Origin of the sequence: Microbacterium sp. C5A9 (genome assembly GCF_022627955.1) — a bacterium.
Lineage (GTDB): Bacteria > Actinomycetota > Actinomycetes > Actinomycetales > Microbacteriaceae > Microbacterium.
Genome location: NZ_JABXGD010000004.1, coordinates 324,643 through 347,024, shown reverse-complemented (window position 1 = coordinate 347,024; position 22,382 = coordinate 324,643). Strand labels below are relative to the sequence as shown.

20 protein-coding genes are annotated in these 22,382 nt (G+C 70.1%); 14 read left to right on the top strand and 6 right to left on the bottom strand.

Going from position 1 to position 22,382, the window contains the following annotated elements; genetic code table 11:
• Window positions 1-332: 332 nt before the first annotated feature.
• The 3 genes from HWD99_RS10255 to HWD99_RS10245 all read right to left on the bottom strand — a co-directional run bounded on the left by HWD99_RS10255 (window position 333) and on the right by HWD99_RS10245 (window position 1,865).
• Window positions 333-632 carry a GIY-YIG nuclease family protein gene (locus HWD99_RS10255; protein WP_241796147.1) on the bottom strand — a complete coding sequence of 100 codons (300 nt, stop codon included), beginning with the start codon at window positions 630-632 and terminating at the stop codon, window positions 333-335.
• 174 nt (window positions 633-806) lie between these two features.
• Window positions 807-1,460, bottom strand: a complete 654-nt coding sequence (locus HWD99_RS10250) for a heme oxygenase (biliverdin-producing) (RefSeq protein ID WP_241796146.1) — start codon at window positions 1,458-1,460, stop codon at window positions 807-809.
• A 90-nt stretch (window positions 1,461-1,550) separates the two neighbouring features.
• Window positions 1,551-1,865, bottom strand: a complete 315-nt coding sequence (locus HWD99_RS10245; protein ID WP_241796145.1) for a DUF2470 domain-containing protein — start codon at window positions 1,863-1,865, stop codon at window positions 1,551-1,553.
• Between the two features lie 89 nt (window positions 1,866-1,954).
• On the opposite strand from HWD99_RS10245, the gene HWD99_RS10240 reads away from it, so the two are divergent.
• From HWD99_RS10240 to HWD99_RS18525, 11 genes are all read left to right on the top strand, one after another.
• Complete coding sequence (locus HWD99_RS10240; protein ID WP_241796144.1) at window positions 1,955-3,250, top strand: serine hydrolase; 1,296 nt, start codon at window positions 1,955-1,957, stop codon at window positions 3,248-3,250.
• A 50-nt stretch (window positions 3,251-3,300) separates the two neighbouring features.
• The gene (gene corA / locus HWD99_RS10235; RefSeq protein ID WP_241796143.1) at window positions 3,301-4,317 is read left to right on the top strand and encodes a magnesium/cobalt transporter CorA; all 1,017 of its coding nucleotides are present in this window, start codon (window positions 3,301-3,303) and stop codon (window positions 4,315-4,317) included.
• A 156-nt stretch (window positions 4,318-4,473) separates the two neighbouring features.
• A complete protein-coding gene (locus HWD99_RS10230) occupies window positions 4,474-5,823 on the top strand; it encodes an ABC transporter substrate-binding protein (protein WP_241796142.1) in 1,350 nt (449 codons plus the stop codon).
• A 71-nt stretch (window positions 5,824-5,894) separates the two neighbouring features.
• A complete protein-coding gene (locus HWD99_RS10225) occupies window positions 5,895-6,806 on the top strand; it encodes a carbohydrate ABC transporter permease (protein ID WP_241796141.1) in 912 nt (303 codons plus the stop codon).
• Complete coding sequence (locus tag HWD99_RS10220) at window positions 6,803-7,729, top strand: carbohydrate ABC transporter permease (RefSeq protein ID WP_241796140.1); 927 nt, start codon at window positions 6,803-6,805, stop codon at window positions 7,727-7,729. Before HWD99_RS10225 ends, HWD99_RS10220 begins: the two co-directional genes overlap by 4 nt.
• On the top strand, window positions 7,726-8,463 hold the full coding sequence (locus tag HWD99_RS10215; protein WP_241796139.1) for a hypothetical protein: 738 nt from the start codon (window positions 7,726-7,728) through the stop codon (window positions 8,461-8,463). The genes HWD99_RS10220 and HWD99_RS10215 overlap by 4 nt, the downstream gene beginning before the upstream one ends.
• Entirely contained in the window at window positions 8,460-10,493 is a 2,034-nt protein-coding gene (locus HWD99_RS10210) for a glycoside hydrolase family 36 protein (protein ID WP_241796138.1), read from the top strand. The genes HWD99_RS10215 and HWD99_RS10210 overlap by 4 nt, the downstream gene beginning before the upstream one ends.
• Window positions 10,490-11,383 (top strand): family 43 glycosylhydrolase, encoded by an 894-nt coding sequence (locus HWD99_RS10205; protein ID WP_241796137.1) that lies wholly within the window; start codon window positions 10,490-10,492, stop codon window positions 11,381-11,383. The genes HWD99_RS10210 and HWD99_RS10205 overlap by 4 nt, the downstream gene beginning before the upstream one ends.
• Window positions 11,380-12,381, top strand: a complete 1,002-nt coding sequence (locus HWD99_RS10200) for a hydroxyacid dehydrogenase (protein WP_241796136.1) — start codon at window positions 11,380-11,382, stop codon at window positions 12,379-12,381. The genes HWD99_RS10205 and HWD99_RS10200 overlap by 4 nt, the downstream gene beginning before the upstream one ends.
• Window positions 12,381-13,976: a family 43 glycosylhydrolase gene (locus HWD99_RS10195; RefSeq protein ID WP_241796135.1), complete on the top strand. Its 1,596-nt coding sequence runs from the start codon at window positions 12,381-12,383 to the stop codon at window positions 13,974-13,976. Before HWD99_RS10200 ends, HWD99_RS10195 begins: the two co-directional genes overlap by 1 nt.
• Window positions 13,977-14,072: 96 nt before the next feature.
• A complete protein-coding gene (locus tag HWD99_RS18525) occupies window positions 14,073-17,903 on the top strand; it encodes a carbohydrate-binding protein (RefSeq protein ID WP_274618139.1) in 3,831 nt (1,276 codons plus the stop codon).
• 94 nt (window positions 17,904-17,997) lie between these two features.
• Here the strand turns inward: HWD99_RS18525 and HWD99_RS10185 are convergent, their stop codons facing one another.
• Both HWD99_RS10185 and HWD99_RS10180 read right to left on the bottom strand, forming a co-directional pair.
• On the bottom strand, window positions 17,998-19,086 hold the full coding sequence (locus HWD99_RS10185) for a LacI family DNA-binding transcriptional regulator (protein WP_241796134.1): 1,089 nt from the start codon (window positions 19,084-19,086) through the stop codon (window positions 17,998-18,000).
• Between the two features lie 118 nt (window positions 19,087-19,204).
• The gene (locus tag HWD99_RS10180; RefSeq protein WP_241796133.1) at window positions 19,205-19,414 is read right to left on the bottom strand and encodes a multidrug transporter; all 210 of its coding nucleotides are present in this window, start codon (window positions 19,412-19,414) and stop codon (window positions 19,205-19,207) included.
• A gap of 275 nt (window positions 19,415-19,689) precedes the next feature.
• Here HWD99_RS10180 and HWD99_RS10175 point away from each other — a divergent pair, with 275 nt between their 5' ends.
• Both HWD99_RS10175 and HWD99_RS10170 read left to right on the top strand, forming a co-directional pair.
• Window positions 19,690-20,334: an MIP/aquaporin family protein gene (locus HWD99_RS10175; RefSeq protein WP_241796132.1), complete on the top strand. Its 645-nt coding sequence runs from the start codon at window positions 19,690-19,692 to the stop codon at window positions 20,332-20,334.
• Between the two features lie 109 nt (window positions 20,335-20,443).
• The gene (locus HWD99_RS10170; RefSeq protein ID WP_241796131.1) at window positions 20,444-21,115 is read left to right on the top strand and encodes a GPP34 family phosphoprotein; all 672 of its coding nucleotides are present in this window, start codon (window positions 20,444-20,446) and stop codon (window positions 21,113-21,115) included.
• A gap of 6 nt (window positions 21,116-21,121) precedes the next feature.
• On the opposite strand, the gene HWD99_RS10165 is transcribed toward HWD99_RS10170, so the two are convergent.
• Window positions 21,122-21,871 (bottom strand): DeoR/GlpR family DNA-binding transcription regulator, encoded by a 750-nt coding sequence (locus HWD99_RS10165; RefSeq protein ID WP_241796130.1) that lies wholly within the window; start codon window positions 21,869-21,871, stop codon window positions 21,122-21,124.
• Window positions 21,872-21,940: 69 nt separating this feature from the next.
• Here HWD99_RS10165 and HWD99_RS10160 point away from each other — a divergent pair, with 69 nt between their 5' ends.
• Window positions 21,941-22,327, top strand: a complete 387-nt coding sequence (locus HWD99_RS10160; RefSeq protein WP_241796129.1) for a DUF4406 domain-containing protein — start codon at window positions 21,941-21,943, stop codon at window positions 22,325-22,327.
• The last annotated feature ends 55 nt before the right edge of the window (window positions 22,328-22,382 follow it).

The window sequence follows — 22,382 nt, the reverse complement described above, 5'->3', positions numbered from 1 at the left end:
CCCCGTCTTCGCTCAACGACCGTGATCCTCCCGGTCGTTGACCGGGGCCCGCGGAGCGGCCCGAGTCGAAACGTGGTGCGCTTCGGGATCGGCTTGCGACGTTTCGTCTCAGTCGACTTCGTCGTCTTCGCTCAACGACCGTGACGTTCCCGGTCGTTGAGCGGGGCCCGCGGAGCGGCCCGAGACGGAACGTGGTGCGTTTTCGGGGTCGGCTTGCGACGTTTCGTCTCAGTCGACTTCGTCGTCTTCGCTCAACGACCGTGATGTTCCCGGTTGTCGAGCGGGGCCCGCGGAGCGGTCCGAGTCGAAACGTGGTGCGTCGCGTGGAGCGCTCAGCGAGCGGCGGCTCGACGGAGCCTCTCGTCCACGCTCCATTGCCGCACGGCATCCAGTCCGCCTTCGATGAACGCCAGCCGCTTCGCATGGCTCCACCCCTGAAGTCGCTTCTCCCAGGCGAACGCCTCATCGATGCGCGCATACTCGCCGCTCCAGATGAGCTCCACCGGGAGGCGGCGCTTGGTGTACGTGCTGCCCATCCCCTGCTCGTGCTGCACGAGTCGCCGGTCGAGATCGCGCGTGCTGCCGACGTACAGCGTGCCGTCGGCGCAGCGGAGTATGTAGACGTAACCCATGCAGGGACGCTACGCGCGGACACCGACATCGGGGCGGGGGCGTTTCGTCTCGGGCGACTTCGTCGTCCTCGCTCAACGATCGGGGGGCGTCTCGCTCACCGACATCGGGGCGGGGGCGTTTCGCCTCGGTCGACTTCGTCGGCCTCGCTCAACGACCAGGCTCGACGACCGGGGTCAGGCGACGGCTGCGGCGCGTGCGCGATCGAGGTCTTCGAAGAGCTCGGTGTTGAAGCGGTAGGCGAGCAGTACCTCGTCGATCACGCGCTCCCGCTCGGCATCGTCCCACGGCGCGGCGTCGAGCTGCTCGCGATAGACGTCCTTGAAGGCGGCGGGGTCGGCGATGTCGTCGAAGAGGTAGAAGCCGATGCCGTTCGTCTCGAAGCCGAAGTGGCGGGCCATGACGCGGCCGATGAAGACGCCGCCCGACAGGTCGCCGAGGTACCGCGTGTAGTGATGGGCGACGAAGCCGCCGGCCCAGGTCGCACCGACCTGACGGATGCGCTCGACGTAGCGCTGCGTGGTCGGCAGGGCGACGATCCGCTCGCGCCAGTCGGCGCCGAGCAGGAACTCGAGGTCGGCCTCGAGCGCGGGCAGACGGGTCAGCTTGTCGCTGAGGAAGACGGATGCCACGGGGTCGTGCCGCATGCGGTCGGCGGCCGACTCGAGCGCGTCGTAGATGAAGTAGTGCTGCGCCACGAGCGAGATGTAGTCCTCACGGGATCCTTCGCCCTTCAGCAGGTCGGACATGAAGCCCGCGCCCTCGCTTCGGGAGTGCGAGCTCGACGAACGCTCGCGAAGTGCGGCGGAGAAGGAGAGGATCTCGGACATGACCCCAGTGTAAGGGTCACCTAACTTACACGGAACCCCCGGTTTCGTCCGGGGTCTCTCCGTGACGAGAGGTCTCCCCGTGACGCGCGGTCAGCCGTGCGGACGCGGCTCGACGCCGAGTCGCTCGCAGGCGAGGTCGTACAGGGCGACGACCTCACGGCGCACCGCCGGCCGCTCGGAGATCGCGCCGCCCGGCCAGGCGACCCGCAGCTCCGACACCACGCCGTCGCGGGTGATGTCCCACACCCCGGCCTCGCCGTCGAGACCGGTCATCACGGCATCCGTGATCTCCCCGCCGTCCGCGGGCGAGAAGGCGCGCGCGATGAGCAGATTATCGTCGGTGTGGTCGCCGTTCATGTGGCGCAGGATCGCCGAGACCACCTCGGCGTCGAAGATATGGGGCATGGTGATCACCCTACGGGCGGGGCTCCGATGCCGACTTTCAGGATCGGCGTTCTAGACTCGGGAGACACGTCTTCCGGGGGTACCCTTTCATGCAGCTTCTCTCGTCGCGCAGGTTTCGCGCAGCAGCGGCCGGCGTCGCCGTGCTCGGGCTCTTCCTGACCGGATGCACCAGCGACACCACTTTCAGCTACACACCGCCGGAGCAGGTCGACGGCGCGCTGCCCGACGACACCGTCGCGGCCATGACGGACGCCGTCAACAACGCGATCGCCGCATCCGGCTCCTCGGGGGCGGTCGTGGGCGTGTGGGTGCCGTGGAGCGGCAGCTGGGTCACCGGCGTCGGAACGCAGGATCCCGGTGGTGAGGGCGGCGAGATCAGCACCGACATGGCGTTCCGCATCGGCGACGTGACCCGTCTGATGACCTGCGACGTGCTTTACGCGCTGGTCGACGAGGACATCGTCGAGCTCGACGACAAGGTGCCCGACTACGTGTCCGGCGTGCCCGACCTCGAGAACATCACGCTGCTCGACCTGTGCAACGGCACGAGCGGCGTCGGGTCGTCGGAGGAGATCGCCCAGGCCGCCTGGCGCAACACCCCCGAGCGCGTGTGGGCTCCGCTGGAGCTCGCGGCGTACGGCCTCGGCGCCGAGCGGACGGTGCCGCACACGACGTACCGCGGGTCCGATGTGAACTACCTGCTGCTCGGCATGGCGCTCGAGCACGCCACCGGCCTCACGGCATCCGAGCTGATCGCGGAGTACGTCACCGAACCGCTCGGACTCGACGCCACGGCGCTTCCGCGGGCCACGCCCGCCGCGCCGTCGACCGGCCCGGTGATGAACGGCCACTACCTCTCGGAGATCGAGGGCGGGTACGACTGCGCCGCCCCGATCGACATCACCACGCTCTCCTCGAGCACGGGTTACACCGACTCGGGCGTCGTGTCGACGATCGACGACCTCGGCCGCTACGCCCAGGCCGAGGCGCGGCAGGCTCTGCGCACGCAGGAGGAGCCGGATCGCTACGGTGCACCGCTGCCGGCGTACGAGGGTGCTCCCTCGTGGCTGCAGGCCACCGGCGGGGCGCTCGTGGTCGGCTCGCTGATCGGCCAGCAGGGGTGGACCCCGGGATACGTCACCGCGGCCTACGCCGACCCGACCACCGGTTTCACGGTGGCGGTGTCGCTCAACAACTCGACCACGGGCGGCAACATCATCGGCAACCTCGCGTGGGAGCTGGCGGCCATCGCGTCGAAGGCCCCGGCCGCCGACGGACAGACGGCGCCGGAGTTCGGCCTGCCGTTCACGGCCGAGCAGTACCACCAGGCGATCACGGATGCAGCGATCCCCTGCGTGGCCCCCGCGGCACCGGCCGAGGGCTGATCCGCCGCGCAGCGGCCGCAGGGCCGCTGCGACTCATCGAGGGAGCGCCGATGGCGATCATCGACAACGCGATCTACGTCGACGGCGTCCGCACGGCGAATCCCCACAGCCTCAGCGAGACGTTCGAGGTCATGCGCGAGCGCGGCGGTCTCAGCTGGATCGGCCTCTACCGCCCCAGTGAGGCGGAGATCCGCGAGGTGGCCGACGAGTTCGGCATCCATGCCCTGGTCGTCGAGGATGCGCTCTCGGGACATCAGCGATCGAAGCTCGAGCGCTACGACGACGTGCTGTTCATGGTGCTGCGGTCGGCCCGCTACCTCGATGAGAGCGAGGAGGTCGAGTTCGGCGAGATCCACGTGCTGGTCGGCAAGGACTTCGTCGTCACCATCCGGCACGCGGAGTCGCCCGACCTCGCGCGCGTCCGCCGCCGTCTCGAGGGGGATCCCGGGCTGCTGAAGCTCGGACCCGAGGCCGTGCTCTACGCGATCCTCGACGAGGTCGTCGACGAGTACGCGCCGGTGCTCGCCGGGCTCGAGAACGACATCGACGAGATCGAGAGCCAGCTCTTCGAAGACGGCGTCGACGCGACGCAGCGCATCTACGAGCTGGGGCGCGAGGTCATCGACTTCCAGCGCGCGGTGCAGCCCCTGGCGGGGATGCTCGACGCGCTGCTGCGCGGCTCGGCCAAGTACCAGGTCGACGAGGAGCTGCAGCGGTATCTGCGCGACGTGCTCGACCACACGCTGCGCGTCTCGGAGCGCGCGAACACGTTCCGCACCGTGCTCGACAACGCGCTGACCGTCGAATCGACGATCGTCGCACGGCGCCAGAACGAGGAGATGACCCGGATGACGGAGCTGAGCATCCGTCAGAACGACGAGGTCAAGAAGATCTCGGGCTGGGCGGCGATCCTGTTCGCGCCGACCCTCGTCGGCACCGTCTACGGCATGAACTTCGATCACATGCCCGAGCTGCACTGGGCGTTCGGGTATCCCATGGCGATCGGCCTCATGCTCGCGATGGGCTTCGGCCTGTACTGGGCCTTCAAGCGCAAGGGCTGGCTGTAGCCGTCTGATTCCGGGCTCGCCGAACGTCGCCAGGGTTGATTCTCCCGAGTTCACGAGTAAAGTGCAACTAGTTACAGAAAGTGCTTGGAAACCGCTATCCCGTCGGCTACCGTCGGTGTAGCCGACGAGAGTCCGGCACGAATCAAGGGAGATCACATGCACAACGCAATGACGCGGACGGCACGCAGCCGCCTCCTGCTGGTGACCGCGGGCCTCGCGACCTCTGCTCTCGCGCTCGCCGGATGCGCGGGCGGCTCGGGCGACGACGCGGCCGAGTCGGGCGAGACGACCACCATCCGGTTCCTGTACGCGACCGGCGACGAGACCTGGAACGCCGTGGTCGACAAGGTCGTCGCCGCCTTCAACGAGCAGAGCGACACGACCGAGGTCAAGCTCGACCCGCTGCCCGCCGGCTCCGATTACGCCACGGCCCTCAAGACCGTCGACGCCACGGGCAACTGGCCCGCCGTGGTCGACATGCGCGACACCCTGACCTACGTCAACGCGGGCAAGCTCGCCCCGGTGCCCGACGAGGTCACGGCGCTGCTCGAGCCCGACGCCTTCGCCCCGGCGGAGGACGGCAACGTCTACACCGTGCCGTACAGCGCGCTCAACGGCGAGCTCGGCATGAACATCGTCTACAACAAGACCTACTTCGAGGAGCACGACCTCGAGGTGCCCGAGACCTACGACGACTTCATCGACCTGCTCGATGAGATCAAGGCCAACGGCGACGTGCCGCTCGCCACCGCGGCCGCCGAGGTGTGGCCCTCCGACCAGCTCTGGAAGCCCCTGGCGGCGCCGACGTTCGCCGAGTTCAGCGACGAGGGCGGATTCTGGAACGCCGCCGCGGCGGGAGAGGCCTCGGTCGCCGACCTCAAGGCTCCGCTCGAAGAGCTCAAGAACATCATGGACAACTACGTGCTCGAGGGCTGGCAGTCCACCGCCGATGCCCAGACCACCACCCTCCTCGTGAACGAGCAGGCGGTCATGGCGACGTCGTCGGCGGGCCTCGGACGCCTGATGGACATCAACAAGGTCGACCCGGACTTCGACGCGGGGCTGTTCATCATCCCCGACGAGGACGGAAAGCTCAACGTCCTCAAGAACAGCGTCATCGGCGACACCGCCGGCGGCCTGGCGATCTCGTCGCAGGCGGCCGAGAACGAGGACGAGTACGCATCGGCCGTCGAGTTCCTCACGTACTTCTACTCGGTGGACGCCGCGAACCTCATGGAGGAGAGCGGCTGGATCTCGCCCAACATCCTCCAGGGCGACGAGGTGACGCGCAACGACACGATCCCCGGGGCGAGCGACTTCTTCGCGCTCCTCGAGAACCCGAACCTCGTCTGGTACGAGAACGCCCCGACGCTGAGCACCTTCAGCTCGGTCAACACCTTCTTCCGCCAGTCGCGCATCGAGATGCAGGACGGCCAGACCTCGATCGACGAGACGATCGCGAAGGTCCAGGCGGAACTCGACGCGCAGGTCGCCGCAGCCGGCTGAGCCGCACCGCCGGGGCGCGCGACGGACCGCGCCCCGGCTCCCGGCGAGCGGTGATCGATCAAGGAGAGAACATGAGTGCACACACCGAGGTCAGAGTGAGGCCACGATTCGGGCGGGGACGCCTGGCGATGCTCGGCTTCGTCGTGCCCGCCCTGGTGATCTACCTCCTGATGGTGATCGTGCCGTCGCTGCAGACGCTGCAGCTGAGCCTCACCGACTGGGACGGCATCAGCGACGGCTACGACTACGTCGGCATCCGCAACTACGAGGACATCGTCGCGAGCGGTCGCTTCTGGAACGCGGTGCGCAACACCCTGATCCTGGGACTCGGCTCGGCGGTGGTCATCAACGTGATCTCGCTCGCCGTGGCGCTCATGCTCGACAGGCTCAACCACGCGCAGGGCTTCTTCCGCACGGCGGTCTACCTGCCGGCCCTGGTCAGCGCCTTCATCATGGCGACGATCTGGAAGTACCTGCTCAACTACAACTTCGGCTCCGTGAACACGGTGCTCCGTGACATGGGCCTGCCCGAGTGGGCGCGCGACTGGCTGGGCGACAGCAGCATCGTGATCTGGGTGATCCTGTTCATCACCTGCTTCACCCTGGGCGGCAACACCACGCTCATCTACCTCGCGAACCTGCAGTCCGTGCCGCAGGAGCTCCTCGAAGCCGCCCGCATCGACGGGGCGAGCGGGGTGAAGGTGTTCTGGAACGTGACGTGGCCGATGATCGCCGGCGCCGTCACCGTCAACATGACGCTCGCGATGATCGCCGGCTGGGTGATCTTCGATCAGGTGCTCGTGCTCACCTCCGGCGGGCCCGGGTTCGTGAGCGAGACCATGGCGTTCTTCATCTACAAGGTCGGCTTCGGCGAGTACCGGGCAGGGTTCGGATCGGCTGCCGCCGTCGTGCTCTTCCTCGTGGTGATCGTCAGCACCGTCGCCGCGAACGCCTACATGCGCAAGAGGGAGATCCAGGCATGACCGAGACGATGACCCAGGTCACCATGAAGATCGAGCCCGAGGCCCGGCCCTCGGGGATCGCCCGCATCCCCCGGGCTCCGCGCGTGCGCCGGGAGAAGAAGAAGTGGTCGGTCGGCGAGATCGTCGTGATGGCGGTGCTCAGCATCCTGGTGCTGATCGTCGCATCGCCCGTGATCTACGCGCTGCTGAACTCCTTCCGCTCGTACGCCGAGATCACGAAGGACCCGATGGGGCTGCCCACCTCCTTCGCCTTCGACAACTACGTCGCCCTGTTCCAGCAGACCGACTTCCTCGAGGCGGTGCTCAACACCCTCATCATCACGGTCGGCACGGTCGTGATGCTCGTGATCATCGTGCCCATGGCGGCCTACGGCATCGAGCGGGTCGGCGGCCGCACCTCACGCTTCCTCTACGTGCTGTTCATCGCCGGACTCATGATCCCGTTCCAGGTGCGCATGATCCCGCTGGTGAAGGGGTTCGACGACGTCGGGCTCTACAGCACCCTGCTCTCGGTGATCCTCGTGCACCTCGGCGGGGCGGCGAGCTTCGGCATCCTGCTCTACTGCAGCTTCATCAAGGGCATCCCGATCGAGGTCGAAGAGGCGGCGCACGTCGACGGTGCCGGGCGGCTGCGCACGTTCTGGCTCATCGTCTTCCCGATGCTGCTGCCGGTCACCTCGGCCTTCGTGATCATCCAGTCGCTCGGTCTGTGGAACGACTTCTTCATCCCGCTCGTGTTCCTCGACTCGTCGTCGGCCGGAACCATCAACGTGGCGATCAACCGCATGGTGGGTCTGCTCACCTCGCAGTGGCAGCTGATCTACACGGGCGCGATCCTCGCGATCGTCCCCTCGGTGGCGATCTTCGCGGCCTTCCAGCGCTACTTCATCAAGGGCATGTCGGTCGGGGCGGTGAAGGGATGAGCGCCATCACGTCTCGCACCGCCACGTCGCACACCGCCACGTCGCACACCGTCACATCGCGCCTCGGTCGCCTGCTCGGCTACGACGGCATCATCGCGACGCTGCTGCTGGGCGCCTTCCGGTACTTCCTCGTGTCGCTGTCGTTCGTGGCGTGCCTCGTGCCGATGCTCGCGTTCCAGGCGCTCGTCGGGTGGCAGTCGACGCACCTGGCTCTCTGGCTGGGAGCGGCCGCCGTGCTGCCCGTCGCTCCGGCCCTGCACGGTCTGATCCGCGCCGCCGCGGCGCTGCTCGATTCGGAACCGCACGGGGCGCAGATCTTCTGGCGCAGGTTCGCGGATGCCGTGCGCCACCGCGGGGGCTCGGCCCTGGCACTGAGCGCCGCGGTGCTCGTGCTCGGCTACGACGTGGCCCTGCTCGGGGCGGATGCCGGTGTGCTGCTGGGCGCCGCCGCCGTGGCCGCCGTCGTCGCCGCGACCGTCGTGGCGGGGGCGTTCCTATCGGACTCGCCGCTGCGCGGCGCCGCGTTCGCGCTCGCCGCCGTGCGCATCGTGATGCAGCGCCCTCACCTCGCCCTGGTCTGGCTGCTGCTCGCCGTGCTCGCGACGCTCGCCACCTCGCTGCCGGTGGTCGGTGCGGTCGCCTGGCTGTCGACGCCGGCGCTCGCCGCCGTGGCGGCCACGATCTGCGCACGCACGCTCGGCTTCGACAGCGCCCGCGAGAGGGCCGGCGCATGATCGCCCGGATCGGTGGACTCGCGATCGCGGGCGGCTCGGAGGGACCGGTGACGCTCGCCGTCGCCGACGGCCACCCCGCAGCGCTCGTCGAGATCTTCACGGCCGCAGAGCAGCGGGCCCGCACGAGCCAGGCGTACGTGCGCTCGGCCCTGGGGTCGCGGCTGCGCCTCACGCGGGCGGATGTCGACGCCGATGCCGTCACGCTCGTGCAGCGCGACGCGCTCACCGGCCTCGAGGTCACGAGCGTGCTCGCCCTGTCGGGCACCGCCGTGCGGGTGCAGCACACGCTGCGCGGCACCGCGGCGGAACAGGTCGTCGTCACCGCCGTCAGCTCGGCGACGGTCGGCATCGGCTCGGGCCCGCACGCGGGGGAGGAGTACGACCTCCTCACCGCGCGCAGCGAGTGGCTGGCCGAGAACCGCTGGCATCGCCGCGCCCTCGCAGACGAGCTGCCCCCGCTGTCGCTGCCGATCCACGCGCAGGACGGGCGGGGACACGCGACCTTGACCAGCCACGGCGCGTGGTCGACGGGCGAGCACCTTCCCGTCGGCGCCCTGGTGCACCGGGACGGCTCGGCCCTCGCCTGGCAGATCGAGAGCGGAGCGGGCTGGCACGTCGACCTCAGCCAGGGACTCGAGGGGCTGACCCTCTCGCTGCTCGGCCCCACCGACCTCGAGCACCAGTTCGCCCACGTGCTCGGGCAGGGCGACGAGTTCACCGCCGTCCCGGTCGCGCTCGCCGCGTCGGCGCAGGGCCTCGAGCGCGCGATCGCCTCGCTGACCTCGCACCGCCGGGCGATCCGGCGGGCGGCCCGGCAGGTCGACGGCCCCGACCTGCCGATCGTCTACAACGACTTCATGAACACGCTCATGGGGCAGCCCTCGTCCGAGGCGCTGCGCCCGCTGATCACCGCCGCGGCCGAGGTGGGGGTCGAGGTGTTCTGCATCGACGCCGGCTGGTTCGCCGACCCCGCGATCGGGGACTGGTGGGACACGGTCGGCGAGTGGCAGGAGGCCGCGAGCCGCTTCGACGAGCACGGGCTGCGCGGCATCATCGACCAGATCCACGCCCGAGGCATGCGCTCGGGTCTGTGGCTCGAGCCCGAGGTCGTCGGTGTCACCAGCACTGTCGCGCAGACGCTGCCCGACGAGGCGTTCTTCCACCGGTTCGGTGTGCGCGTGCGCGAGCACGACCGGTACCACCTCGACTTCCGCCACCCCGCGGCCCGCGCGCACGTCGACGAGACGGTCGACCGTCTCGTGCGCGACTACGGCGTGAGCTTCCTCAAGCTCGACTACAACATCAACCCCGGCGCGGGCACCGAGTGGCAGGCGGGCGCAGCCGGAGACGGTCTGCTCGGCCACATCCGCGCCGTCGGCGACTGGCTCGACGACGTGCAGCGGCGGCATCCGGGCCTCCTGATCGAGAACTGCGCATCGGGCGCGATGCGCGCCGACTACGCCCTGCTCTCGCGCACGCATCTGCAGTCGACCACCGACCAGCAGGACTTCCGGCTGTATCCGCCGATCGCGGCGTCGGCTCCCGCCTCGATCCTTCCGGAGCAGGCGGGCAACTGGGCCTATCCGGCGGTCGGGATGACGGATGCCGAGACGGCGTTCACGCTCGTCACCGGCCTCAGCGGACGTCTCTACCTGTCGGGGTTCCTGGGCGAGCTGCGCGCATCGCAGCGGGCTCTCGTCACCGAGGCGATCGCCCTGCACTCGCAGCTGCGCGACGGGCTGGCGACGACCGAGCCGTTCTGGCCGCTCGGCCTGCCGGCGTGGGACGACGACGTCGTCTGCCTCGGACTCCGCGACCAGGGGCAGGCGCTGCTCTTCGTGTGGGACAGGTCGGAGGAGCCGAACTCCTTCACGATCCCCGGTGCGGGCGGGGCCGAGACCCTCTTCCCCGCGCACGCGAGTCCCGCCGCCGACGGCTGGGCGGTCGAGAGCATCGACGCCGGCATCCGCATCGCGACCACGGCAGGACTCGGCGCACGCGTGCTCCGTGTCAGGGAGGACCGTGCATGAGCGGCACCATCCGCACCGGTGAGCTGTTCGCCGACGACCGCGGGCGCATCGCGCAGCTGCACGGCATCGGCGTCCAGCGCGTCGGCTCGCACTGGTATGCCTGGGGAGAGGACAAGACCGCCGGCGACCGATTCACCGCGGTGGCCTGCTATCGGTCGGCCGACCTCGCGACCTGGGAGTACCTCGGCGATGCGCTCGCCGCGGGCGCGGGAGACCTGGCACCCGACCGCATCGTCGAGCGACCCAAGGCGCTGCGCCGGCCGGACGGACGCTGGGTGCTCATCGTGCACATCGAGAGCGCCGACTACTCCGACGCCAGGGTCGGATACGGCATCGCCGACCGGCCAGAGGGGCCCTACGACTACCTCGGCAGCGAACGTCCGCTCGGCAACCTCAGCCGCGACATCGGGGTCTACCAGGAGGACGGCGTCGGGTACCTGCTCTCCGAGGACCGCGACAACGGACTGCACATCTACCGGCTCCGCGACGACTACTGCGGCGTCGAGTCGATCGTCGCGACGCTGCGTCAGCAGGATCGTCCCGAGATCGGGTACGAGTCGCCGACGCTCGTGCGTCACGACGGCCTCTACTACGTGTTCGGATCCGACCTCACGGGCTGGGATCTCAACGACAACAAGTACTCGACCGCGCCGGCGCTCGCGGGCCCGTGGGCGCCCTGGCAGGACATCGCGCCGGCGGGCACCCGCACGTTCGATTCGCAGGTGAGCGTCGTGCTGCCGGTCGGCGACGGGCACGTCTACATCGGCGACCGCTGGCATCGCGACGACCTGGCGGCCTCCGCCCCGGTTTGGCTGCCGCTGCACGTCGAGGAGGGTCGCGCCGCACTCGTCTGGCGCGACGACTGGAGCATCGAGGAGCTGTCGAAGTGAACGCCCGACCCCGCGCGATCGTCGCGATGAACCCGCCGACGCTCGCCGAGAACCTGTTCGGACCCCACCGTGCCCGCCTGTCGGGACTGGTCGACGTGCCCGCCGAGGTGCTCACCGACTTCGCGAGCGACCACGCCTCCGATCTGCTCGGCACCGCCGAGATCCTGCTCGCCGGCTGGGGGTGCCCGCGGGTCGACCGCGGGATGCTCGAGCGGATGCCGCACCTGCGCGCCGTCGTCTTCGCGGGCGGGACCGCCAGTGCGGTGCTCGACACGGTCGAGGCTACGCGCCGCGGCATCGTGTTCACGAACGCGGGAGAGGGCAACGCGCAGGCCGTCGCCGAGTACACGGCGGCGACGATCGTCCTGGCCGGCAAGCGGGCACGCTACGCCGAGCAGATCTACCGCGAGGGCAGGGCATTCGTCGACCGCGAGGCCGACCTGCTCGACACCGGCAACTACGGGCGCACGGTGGGCCTGGTCGGGGCCTCGCGCATCGGGCGGCGGGTGGCTCAGCTGCTGCTGGCGACCGATCTGCGGGTGCTCGTCTACGACCCGTACGCCTCGGAGGAGGAGGTCCTCTCGCTGGGGGGGCTCAAGGTGACGCTCGACGAGCTGCTCACCGCGTCCGACATCGTCTCGCTGCACGCACCGGCCACGGCCGAGACCGAGCACATGATCGGCGCCCACGAGCTGGCGATCATGCGCGACGGGGCCGTGCTCATCAACACCGCACGCGGCTCGCTGATCGATCACGACGCCCTGCGGACCCATCTGCGATCCGGGCGCATCGACGCGATCCTCGATGTCACCGAGCCCGAGCCCCTCGCGGCCGACGACGAGCTGTGGAGCCTGCCCAACGTCACCCTCACCCCGCACATCGCGGGCGCCACGGGCAACGAGCTGCACCGACTCGGGCGCGACGTGATCGACGAGGTCGCCCGCTTCGTCGCGGGCGAGGCGTTCATCGGCTTCGAACGGGTGCCGGGGGTCGTGTGATGGGCGTGATCGACAATCCGATCCTGCGGGGCTTCAACCCCGACCCGTCGATCCTGCGCGTCGGCGACGACTACTTCATCGCCACGAGCACCTTCGAGTTCCACCCCGCGGTGCGCATCCACCACTCCACCGACCTCGTGCACTGGACGGTCCGCGGGCATGCGCTGGACGAGGGCTTCGACCTGCGGGGAGTGCCCGATTCGGGCGGTGTGTGGGCCCCGAGCCTGTCGTACTCCGACGGGCTGTTCTGGCTCGCGTACTCGGTCGTGCGGTCGATGGACGGCGACGACAAGGACATCGACAACCACCTCGTGACCGCCGAGAGCATCGACGGCCCGTGGAGCGAGCCGGTGCACCTCGGTTCGCGCGGGTTCGACTTCTCGTTCTTCCACGACACCGACGGCACGCACTGGATCGTCGGGGTGCAGTGGGACCAGCGGCCGGAGCATCCGTCGTTCGGCGGCCTCGTGCTGGAGCAGTATCTGCCCGACGAGAAGCGCACCTCCGGCACCGCGACGGTGATCCACCAGGAGCCGACGCTGGTCGAGGGCCCGAACCTCTATCGCATCGGCGACGCGTATCACCTGCTGATCGCCGCGGGCGGCACCGGGTGGAACCACGCGATCACGGTGGCGCGATCGCGGGAGATCACCGGCCCCTACGAGCGCGACGCGCAGCCGTTCGTGCTCACGAGCCGCGATGCGCCGGGCATCCCGCTGCAGAAGGCGGGGCACGGCGAGCTCGTGCAGACGCCGAGCGGAGACTGGATGCTGGTGCACCTCGCCAGTCGGCCGACGCTGCATCTCGGCGAGCGCTACAGCACCCTCGGGCGCGAGACCAGCCTGCAGAGGGTCGTGTTCGACGACGAGGGATGGCTGCGACTCGCGCACGGCGGACACCATGCGGCCGTGCAGGTCGAGATCGACGGCGACCCGGCACAGGCGACCGCCGCTCGCGGGTTCGTCGAGCGCTTCGACGGACCCGCGATCGACTCGCGGCGCTGGTCGACCCTGCGTGCGGCACTCGCCCCCGACGTCGCCGACCTGACCGCGAGGCCCGGATGGCTGCGGCTGCGCGGCGGTCATTCACCGGCGTCGGTCTTCGATCAGTCGATGATCGTGACCAGGGTCGAAGAGCACCATGCCGTCTTCGAGGCCACGATCGACGGCGACCCGACGAGCACGCGCGAGCTCGCCGGAGTGATCGCCTGGTACGACCGCAGCGGCTGGATCTGGCTGCAGCTCGGCTGGGACGCCGACCACGGACGGCACGTGCGCGTCGTCAGCCGCGACGGGTCGCGCACCAGCCGCTCCGCACCGGTCGCGGTGCCCGCGGGCGCGGTGCGGATGCGGGCGACGCTCGACGGCCCCGCACTGCGCTTCGCCGTCGCCGAGGTCGGTGACGACGGCTGGGTCGATGTGCCCGGCGTCCATCCCGCCTGGACGCTGTCGGACGATCACGGCGACCGGCTGCGCTTCACGGGCCTGTTCTTCGGCATCCGCGTCGACGACCTCGACGGTCGCGGCTGGTCGACGGATGTCGGCGACGTCTCGCTGCGGTTCGCGGACGACGCCGCTTCTGCGGGGGAGGACTGACCCCGCCACTCCCACCACACCCTGACCGTCGCGAAGTCCCTGCTTGTGCATGCCCTCGCGCCGTCGCTCGACGGCGCCGTCACGGAAGAGAGATCGATGAAGATCGAACGACGCAGTATCCGCAAGACCGTCGGTGCCCTGACCGCCACCGCGATCGCGCTCAGCGGGGCGCTCCTCGCGGCGCCGCCCGCCACCGCATCCCCGGCCGGCGCATCCCCGACCGCACCCGCAGCCGTCTCGGCCGCCTCCGTGCCCAAGATCGTCGAGACCGTCAGCGATGCCGGCTTCGCGCACCCGGGCATCGGCTTCACGGCCGACAACCTCGAGAACATGCGCACGCAGGTGCTCGCCGGGGTCGATCCGTGGGCGAGCTACTACGACGCGATGGTCGACACCCGCTACGCCGCGATCGACTACCGCGTCGAGAACGCGCAGCCCGGAGTCGACATCCCGAAGAACGACGCCTACGCGAGCGTCGGGATGCGCTCGATGGCGCAGCGCGACAGCATCGGCGTGATGACCCAGGCGCTCGAATACGTCGTCACGGGTGACGAGCGGTACCGGGCGAACGCCCTGCACGGGCTGCGGACGTGGAGCAGCCTCGACCCGGCCAAGTACGAGTACTTCGCCGACGCGCACATCCACACCGGCGTGCCGCTGTACTACATGCTGATCGCCGCCGAGCTGATCCGCAGCACGGAGCCGGCGAACGCCGACCTCGACGGGTACGACCTGCGGTGGACGGATGCCGACCAGCAGCGCATCGAGGACAACCTGATCCGTCCGGTGCTCGACACGTTCCTCTTCTCGAAGAACCGGCTGTGGAACCAGCACCTCTACGGCGTGATCGGCATGATCTCGGCGGCGATCTTCCTCGACGACGCCGACCTCTACGCCGAGCGGGTGGAGTGGTTCACCGTCAACGCCGGGTACGAGAGCGAGCACGACCTCTACGGCGGCGACGTCAACGGCTCGCTGAAGCAGCTGTTCCGCGAGGTCCCCGCCGACGCCGCAGGCAACACCACCGGTGCGGCGTTCGTGCAGCACAGGGAGATGCTGCGCGACCAGGCGCACGGTCAGGGCGACGTCGACCTCTTCGTGGCCCTCGCCCGCATCGTCGACGCGCAGGGGACGACGGTCGACCCGAGCTCGGGCACGGTGTCGGAAGCCGCAGATGCCGTCTCGGCCTACGACTTCCTCGACCACCGCATCCTCGACGGCGCGGACACGTTCTACGCCTTCATGATGGGCGAGGAGGTGCCGTACATCCCGGCGACCGAGGGCGGCGCGATCTCGCAGGCCTACCGCGGCCGGCTGCAGGATCCCCTCAGCGAGGCATACCTGCAGTATCGCTACGTGGCCGACGTCGATGTCGCCGCCGAGGCGCCCCACGTCGCCGAGCTCTACGAGCAGCGCGACGGCCCGCTGTACTACTACGGCACGGGCGTGCAGAACTTCTGGAACGACCGCGGCTCCGACTACACCGGCGCCGAGTACTGGGTCGCCTTCCCCGAGGAGCTCGCCGAGGTCGACGGGTCGGTCGCACCGCTCGCGCCCAGCGCCGAGCTGTCGGTGCGCACCTTCGGCACCCCGCTCGGTGCGGGTGCCGCCCGCGACGAGGACGCCGACGGTGCCGCGTTCATCCGGCTCGACGCCGGTGCCGACGACGCGAGCCTCGCGATCAGACGTGCGGTCTGGGGCGACCGGGCCGCCGCGCAGTCGCTGGTCGGCGTGCAGGTGCGCAGTGACGGCACCGCGCGGCTGCAGGCATCGCGCACCGCGGAGGAGACGCCGTTCGCCGAGATCGTCGTGCCGGACACGGGTGGCGAGTGGCGCTACGTCTGGCTCGATCTGGCGCTCACGAAGACTCCCGGGGCGGTGGGCGACAACATCCTGTTCCTGCGTGCGACCGGATCGGACGCGCAGGTCGACGTCGCCGGGCTGCGGGCGCAGGCCAACGGCGTGCTCACGCCGCCGGTGTTCACGGATGCTCCCGCGCTCGACGCGGTGCTCGTCGCGGGTGAGCCCTGGGCGCGCACCGTGGAGACGACGGATGCCGCCGGCGAGACCGTCACGCTCTCGCTGCAGGACGCCCCGTCAGGGGTGACGCTGCAGGGCGACGAGCTGCGCTGGACGCCGTCGCAGCCGAGCGCCGCGGAGATGACCCTCGTGGCATCCGACGGCACGACGGTGACCGCCCTGCCCGTGACGATCACGGTCGCCGAGAGCCGCGAGGCGGCGATCGCCGAGCTGGTCGGCCGCGTCGGCGGGAGCGGGGACCACACCTCGGCCAGCTGGACGCGGTTCCTCGAGGCGCGCGCGGATGCCGAGGAGGGAGTGCAGGGTGCGGATGCCGCGGCCTTCGCCGCCCTGCTCGAGAGTCTCGGCGAGGCCGTGTCGGGGCTCGTGGTGCTGAACCCCGTGCTGGCGGACGGCACGCTCGACTACCGTTCGCTCGTGAACGCCGCGCCACTCACCGCCGCCCAGCTGACGGCCGTCACCGACGGCGACAACCAGACGAGCTGGGGAGACCAGCGCGTGCCGAGCATCGTGTTCGACTTCGGCTCGGCGTTCCGCGTCGAGGCCGACCGGTTCGGCTTCCAGGCGAGGGACACGTTCCCCAACCGCGCCGAGGGCACGAACGTCTACGGCTCGAACGACGGATCCACGTGGACGCTGCTCACCGAGCATCCGAACGCGGGCCAGGACTCGGCGATGGAGTGGGTCGACGTGCGCGCCGAGGCGCGTGGCCAGGCGTTCCGCTTCGTGAAGTTCCAGGTCGACGAGCCGGGCGTGCCCTCGGATCCGGCGTATCCGGGAATCTGGAGCATCGCCGAGATCCGCATCGACGGCGCTCGCACCGAGGCCGTCGGCTCGATGGAGACGGTGTCGATGTCGTCGGCAGACGCCGTCGCCGGGCGCGTGGTCGCCGGTGACGAGGTCACGCTGTCGATCGGCGGCGACCCCGGCGCGACGGACGTCACGGTGACGGTGCTCGGCGTGCCCGCCTCGGTCACCTCGACCGAGCCGGGGCGGTGGGTCGCGCGTGCCGCTCTGCCCGGCAGCGCGCCGGCAGGGGCGGGCGTCGGGTTCGCGCTCGACTTCACGACGCCGGACGGGCGGCAGGCCGACACGGTGTACGCCACGACCGACGGATCGACGCTGTTCCTGTCGAGCGACGACGGCCGCATCGACTCCGCATTCCGGGAGGCGACGGTGCTGCGTCCCGACGGCGTCGCCGATGCCGCCTGGACGCAGTACACGGCCAGGATGCTCGACGGCGACCCGGCGACGCACTCCGACACCCGGCTCAACGCGGGCACCTACGGCAACGTGTGGGACTTCGGACCCGACACGACCGTGTCGCTCCGCGGCGCGGAGCTGCTCGTGCGTCAGGACGGCTACGGCACCTCGCGCATCGCGGACATGCGCCTGGAGGGATCGAACGACCTGCAGACGTGGACGCGACTGACGCCGGCGGCTCCCGCGAAGACGCTCGCCTGGCAGCAGTGGGCGGTGACCGACGACGCGTCGTTCCGGTACATCCGGCTCGTGAACGGCCAGATCCTCAACGTGGCCGAGCTCATCGTGTTCGGCGAGGTGGAGACCGCCCCGGCGGTGCCCGCCTGGGACCCGGCGGCGGTCTACGACACGGGTGACGAGGTGTCGCACGACGGTTCCGTCTACACCGCGCAGTGGTGGACGAGCAACGAGAGGCCCGGCAGCACCGCGACCGGCTCGTGGATGCAGCAGGGCGCCGCGGTGGCCGCCGCGGGCGAGGGCGTGCGCGCGTGGACGCCCTCGTTCGTCTACAGCGGCGGCGAGGTCGTCGCGCATGACGGGCATTCGTTCCGAGCGACGTGGTGGACGAGGAACCAGGAGCCCGGCGATCCGAACGGCCCGTGGCAGGATCTCGGCGCGTACTGACGACGGAGGCGGGCGGTGCGGTCGGAACTCTCCGATCGCACCGCCCGCCGTGTTGTGTGTGCCGTGGGAGCGCTGCAGCAGCGCTGCGGGCTGCTCAGTCCCGCACGGGGCCGGTCGATCCGCGGACGATGAGCTCGCTCGGCAGCACCACGGCGCCGTCGTAGGCCTCGCCGACGGCGATGCGCCCGGCGAGCTCGCCGACGTCGTGGAACGGCGCCCGCACCGTCGTGAGCGAGGGCGTCAGATCGGCGACGAGCTGCATGTCGTCGAAGCCGACGACCGAGATGTGCGCGGGGATCGCGATGCCCGCCTCGTGCAGCGCGCGACACACGCCCACCGCCATGACGTCGGTCTGGCACACGATCGCCGTCACCTCGGGGTGGCTCTCGACGAACGCGACCGTGGCGGCGGCCGCCTCATCCGAGGAGTTGCCGCTCTGCACGGCCAGGGTGGTGTCGAACTCGATGCCGGCGTCGGCGAGCCCGTCCTGGTAGCCGAGGAAGCGCTGGTGAGGAGTTGTCATGTCGTCGAGCGAGCCGACGAAGGCGATGCGACGATGCCCGAGCGCGACGAGGTGCTCCACCCCGCTGCGCACTCCGCCGCGGTGGTCGTAGTCGATCGACGCGATCTGCGGGTGGTGCGGGAGCGCGGCGCGACCGCACAGGATCAGCCGGGCGCCCACACGTGCGAGCGTGGTCGCATACCGCTGCGCGCGCTGCTCGAACTCCTCCGTCGCGGGGGTCGATCCGACCAGTAGGACGGCCGCGACCCGCTGCTCGCTGAGCGTCTCGATCAGTGCGGCCTCGCGATCGACGTCTCCGCCGGTCGTGCACATCGTGAACAGATGACCGTTCGCGGTCGCGACGTCTTCGGCGCCGCCGGCCATCGTGGCGAAGGTGGGGCCGACCATGATGCTCGACACGAACGCGATGCTGCGGCGGCCGACGCCCATCATCGACCGGGCGAGCCCGTTGACGACGTAGCCGAGCTCTTCGGCGGCGGCCAGCACCCGGGCATGGCTGGCCGACTTACCGGCGGCCCGTCCCGCGAGGACGCGCGAAGCGGTGGCGCGTGAGACCTCTGCCCGTCGCGCGACGTCGGCGAGGGTCGCGCCCCCGCCGCGCTCCGGACCGGGCGAGGTTCCCCGGCGCGCGGGGATGTCGTCGTCGAGAGCGGTGGTCACAAGGGCAATCTACCCCGGACTCGCGGCGTGCCCGTCGCGGACGCGCAACTAGTTCCGCCCGGTCCCGACCGGTCCTGCCCCGGGGCGGGACCGGTCCCGCCTTCGGCGTCTCCGGCGCTCAGGCGTCGGTGTCGTCGGTGTCGACGCCGGGGCCCGGCCCCGGACGCACCGCGGCATCCGGGCGGATGTCGATGCGGGTGGTGCCGTCGTGTTCGGAGACGTCGATACGCGGCGCCGCATCGGCCTCCGTGGCGTCGGGTGCGGACGTCAGCTGGTCGTGGCGCTTCTGCTCGCTCGTCATCTCGTCGTGGCTCTGGTCGTGGTTCATGAGACGACCCTACGAACCGCGGGATCGGGGCACGACGGGGTTGACAGAGCGGGTCGCTGACAGAGGGGGGCTGGAGGTCGGGCCCGGCGCGCATCGCGTCATACACCGGAATGCTGAGACACATACTCAGCATTTACTCAGGAATGCAGCGCGGCGCTGCACGGGCAGCGCGGCCCACCACTAGATTCGGGCTCGAAACGGAGGGTGTGTCGGCCGGGGTGTGCGGTCGACGGGGTCGTCGCTCTCCACCGACATCCACAAAAAGGGGCACACGCATGACCGGAACACTTCGCAAGGCGGTCGCCGAGGCGATCGCGACCTTCCTCTTCGTCCTCGCCATCATCGCGGCGGTGAACAGCGAGAGTCCGCTGACTCCGCTCGCGATCGGCTTCACGCTCGCCGTGCTCGTGTACTCGACGGGCCACATCTCGGGTGCTCACCTCAATCCGGCCGTCTCGGTCGGTGTCTTCCTGCGGGGCGGCCTCAGCGTCGTCGACTTCGTCTCGTACCTCCTGGGGCAGTTCGTCGGTGGCGCGCTCGCGGCGCTGGCGAGCCTCGCCGTCTGGCCCTCCGGGGGTGAGGCCGTGGTGATCGAGGTCGGCCCGGCGTTCTTCGTCGAGGCGCTGTTCACGCTGATCCTCGTATGGGTCGTGCTCAACACCGCGACGTCGAAGGACACCGAGGGCAACTCGTTCTACGGCCTCGCGATCGGTGGCACGGTTTTCGTCGGTGCGGCGACCGTCGGCTCGATCTCGGGTGGCGGCTTCAACCCGGCCGTGGCTCTCGGGCTCTCGGTCGGCGGCTACTTCGACTGGGCCTCGCTGTGGCTCTACATCGTCGCCCCGGTGGTCGGTGGCGTCATCGCCGCCGTGCTCTTCCGCCTGCTCAACACCGACGACGCCAAGAAGATCGGCGCCTGAGGCCTCTCCGCGGACGCCGCGTCCTCCTCGGAGGGCGCGGCGTCCGTGCATCCGGAAGTCATCCGTTCGGGGGATGCCGGGCCGCGAGAGCACGTCATAGCGTGGATGCATGCTGATCGTCGAAGAACTCCACATGCTGCTTCTCCGGCCTGACGGACGGATCGAGAGCGCGGTGAGCGTCAACCGCCTCTACGGCGAGGTCGCCGCCGTCATCGTCGACCTGGCGCTGCACGGGCGCGTCACCGTGTCGGCGGAGAAGTACCCGGTGGTCGACATCGTGTCGACCGCGCCGACCGGCAATCCGATCCTCGACACGACGCTCGAGCGACTGGTGCCGCTGCGGGGCAAGCGTCTGCAGTCGCTCGTGACCCGGCCCAAGCTCGACCCGCTCGAGGTCGTCGTCGAGTCGCTCGTGGTACAGGGCGTGCTGGTGCGGGGGGAGCGCGGGTTCTTCGGCTGGGGCTCGGCGCGCACGCCCGAGTCCGACCCCGCGCCCGAGCACGTGCTCCGGTCGCGCCTGGCTGCCGTGCTCGCGGGGACGACCGCGCCGTCGCAGGCCGATCTGGCGCTGCTGTCGATCCTGCAGAACCTCAATGCCGCCCACGCGATCCTTCGCGAGGAGTGCGGTGGAGTCTCGTCGCGGGACCTCAAGCGACGGATCGAAGACCTCACCGCCGGGTCCGCCGCGGGTGATGCCGTCGCCAAGGCCGTGAACGACGCGATCACCGCGGCGCTGGTGGCGACCATGACCCCGGTGATCGTGGCCGCCACCATCACCTGAGGTCGATCAGCGCAGCACGGGCACGCGCTCGGCGAGCGCGTCGATCACGGCGCTGCGGTCGTGCGGGTCGACCACGACGCCGGCGACGGCGGCGAGGTCGAGAACGGGGAAGTGCGAGGCCGCGCCGATCTTCTCCTCGCTGCCGAGCACGAACGTCTGCGCGCAGCGCCCGGCGATCGCCCGTTTCGTCGCGGCGTCGTCGAGGTGACCGGTGGTGAGCCCGTGCACCGGATCGATGCCCGTGACGCCGAGGAAGAACAGGTCGGCGGCGAGATGCTGCACGGCCTCCATGGCCAGCGGACCGCTCGCGACCATCGAGAATCGCGCGAGCTCGCCGCCGATCAGCACGATGCGTGCGTCGGAGTGCTCGGAGACCGCGATCGCTACCGTCGGGCTCGGTGTGATGACGGTCAGATCGGCGCCCCGCGGCAGCATCCGCGCCATCGCGAGCGTGGTCGTGCCGGCGTCGAGCACGATCGTGCACGTGGGGGAGATCAGCTCGACCGCGCGGCGGGCCACGCGCTGCTTGCTGTCGGTCGACAGGGCGAGGCGCTGCTCGACGGGCCGGTCGGCCGCGGCGATCGGCAGCGCGCCTCCGTAGACGCGTACCAGCTCTCCCGCCTCGGCGAGCTCGCGCAGGTCGCGGCGGATCGAATCCTCGGACAGTCCGAGGTCGCGCGCCACGTCTTTCGCGACGATCCGGCCGTCTCTGCGGAGGGTCTCCCGCAGCAGGTCCTTGCGCTGTGCGCCCAGCATCCGACTCCTCAGATCTTGCTTTTTCGTGAAGTTGCACGTTCTTGCACGGTTAACGATACAGTCTTCCGCATGACGACTCCACTCCTGATCCTGATCGCCGGCCCCTACCGCTCGGGCACCGGCGGCGACCCTGACCTCATCGCCCGCAATCTCGCGCGCCTCGAAGAGGCCGCTGCACCGATCCACCGGCTCGGCCACGTGCCGATGATCGGGGAATGGGTCGCGCTGCCGATTCTCCGCGGCCTGGACGGGACGGATGCCGGCGGCTCGGATGCCGGCGGCTCGGAGTCCGCCGACGGCGACGTCATGTACGAGACCGCGCACCGGCTGCTGCAGCACTGCGATGCCGTGCTGCGCCTGCCCGGGGATTCCGCGGGTGCGGACAAGGACGTCGAGATCGCGCTCGAGCGCGGGCTGCCCGTGTATCGATCGATCGACGAGATCCCGGCGCGCTGAAGCCGGGCCGCCGACGCCCGTAGGCTCGAATGACACTCGCCACGGCCTTCGGAGG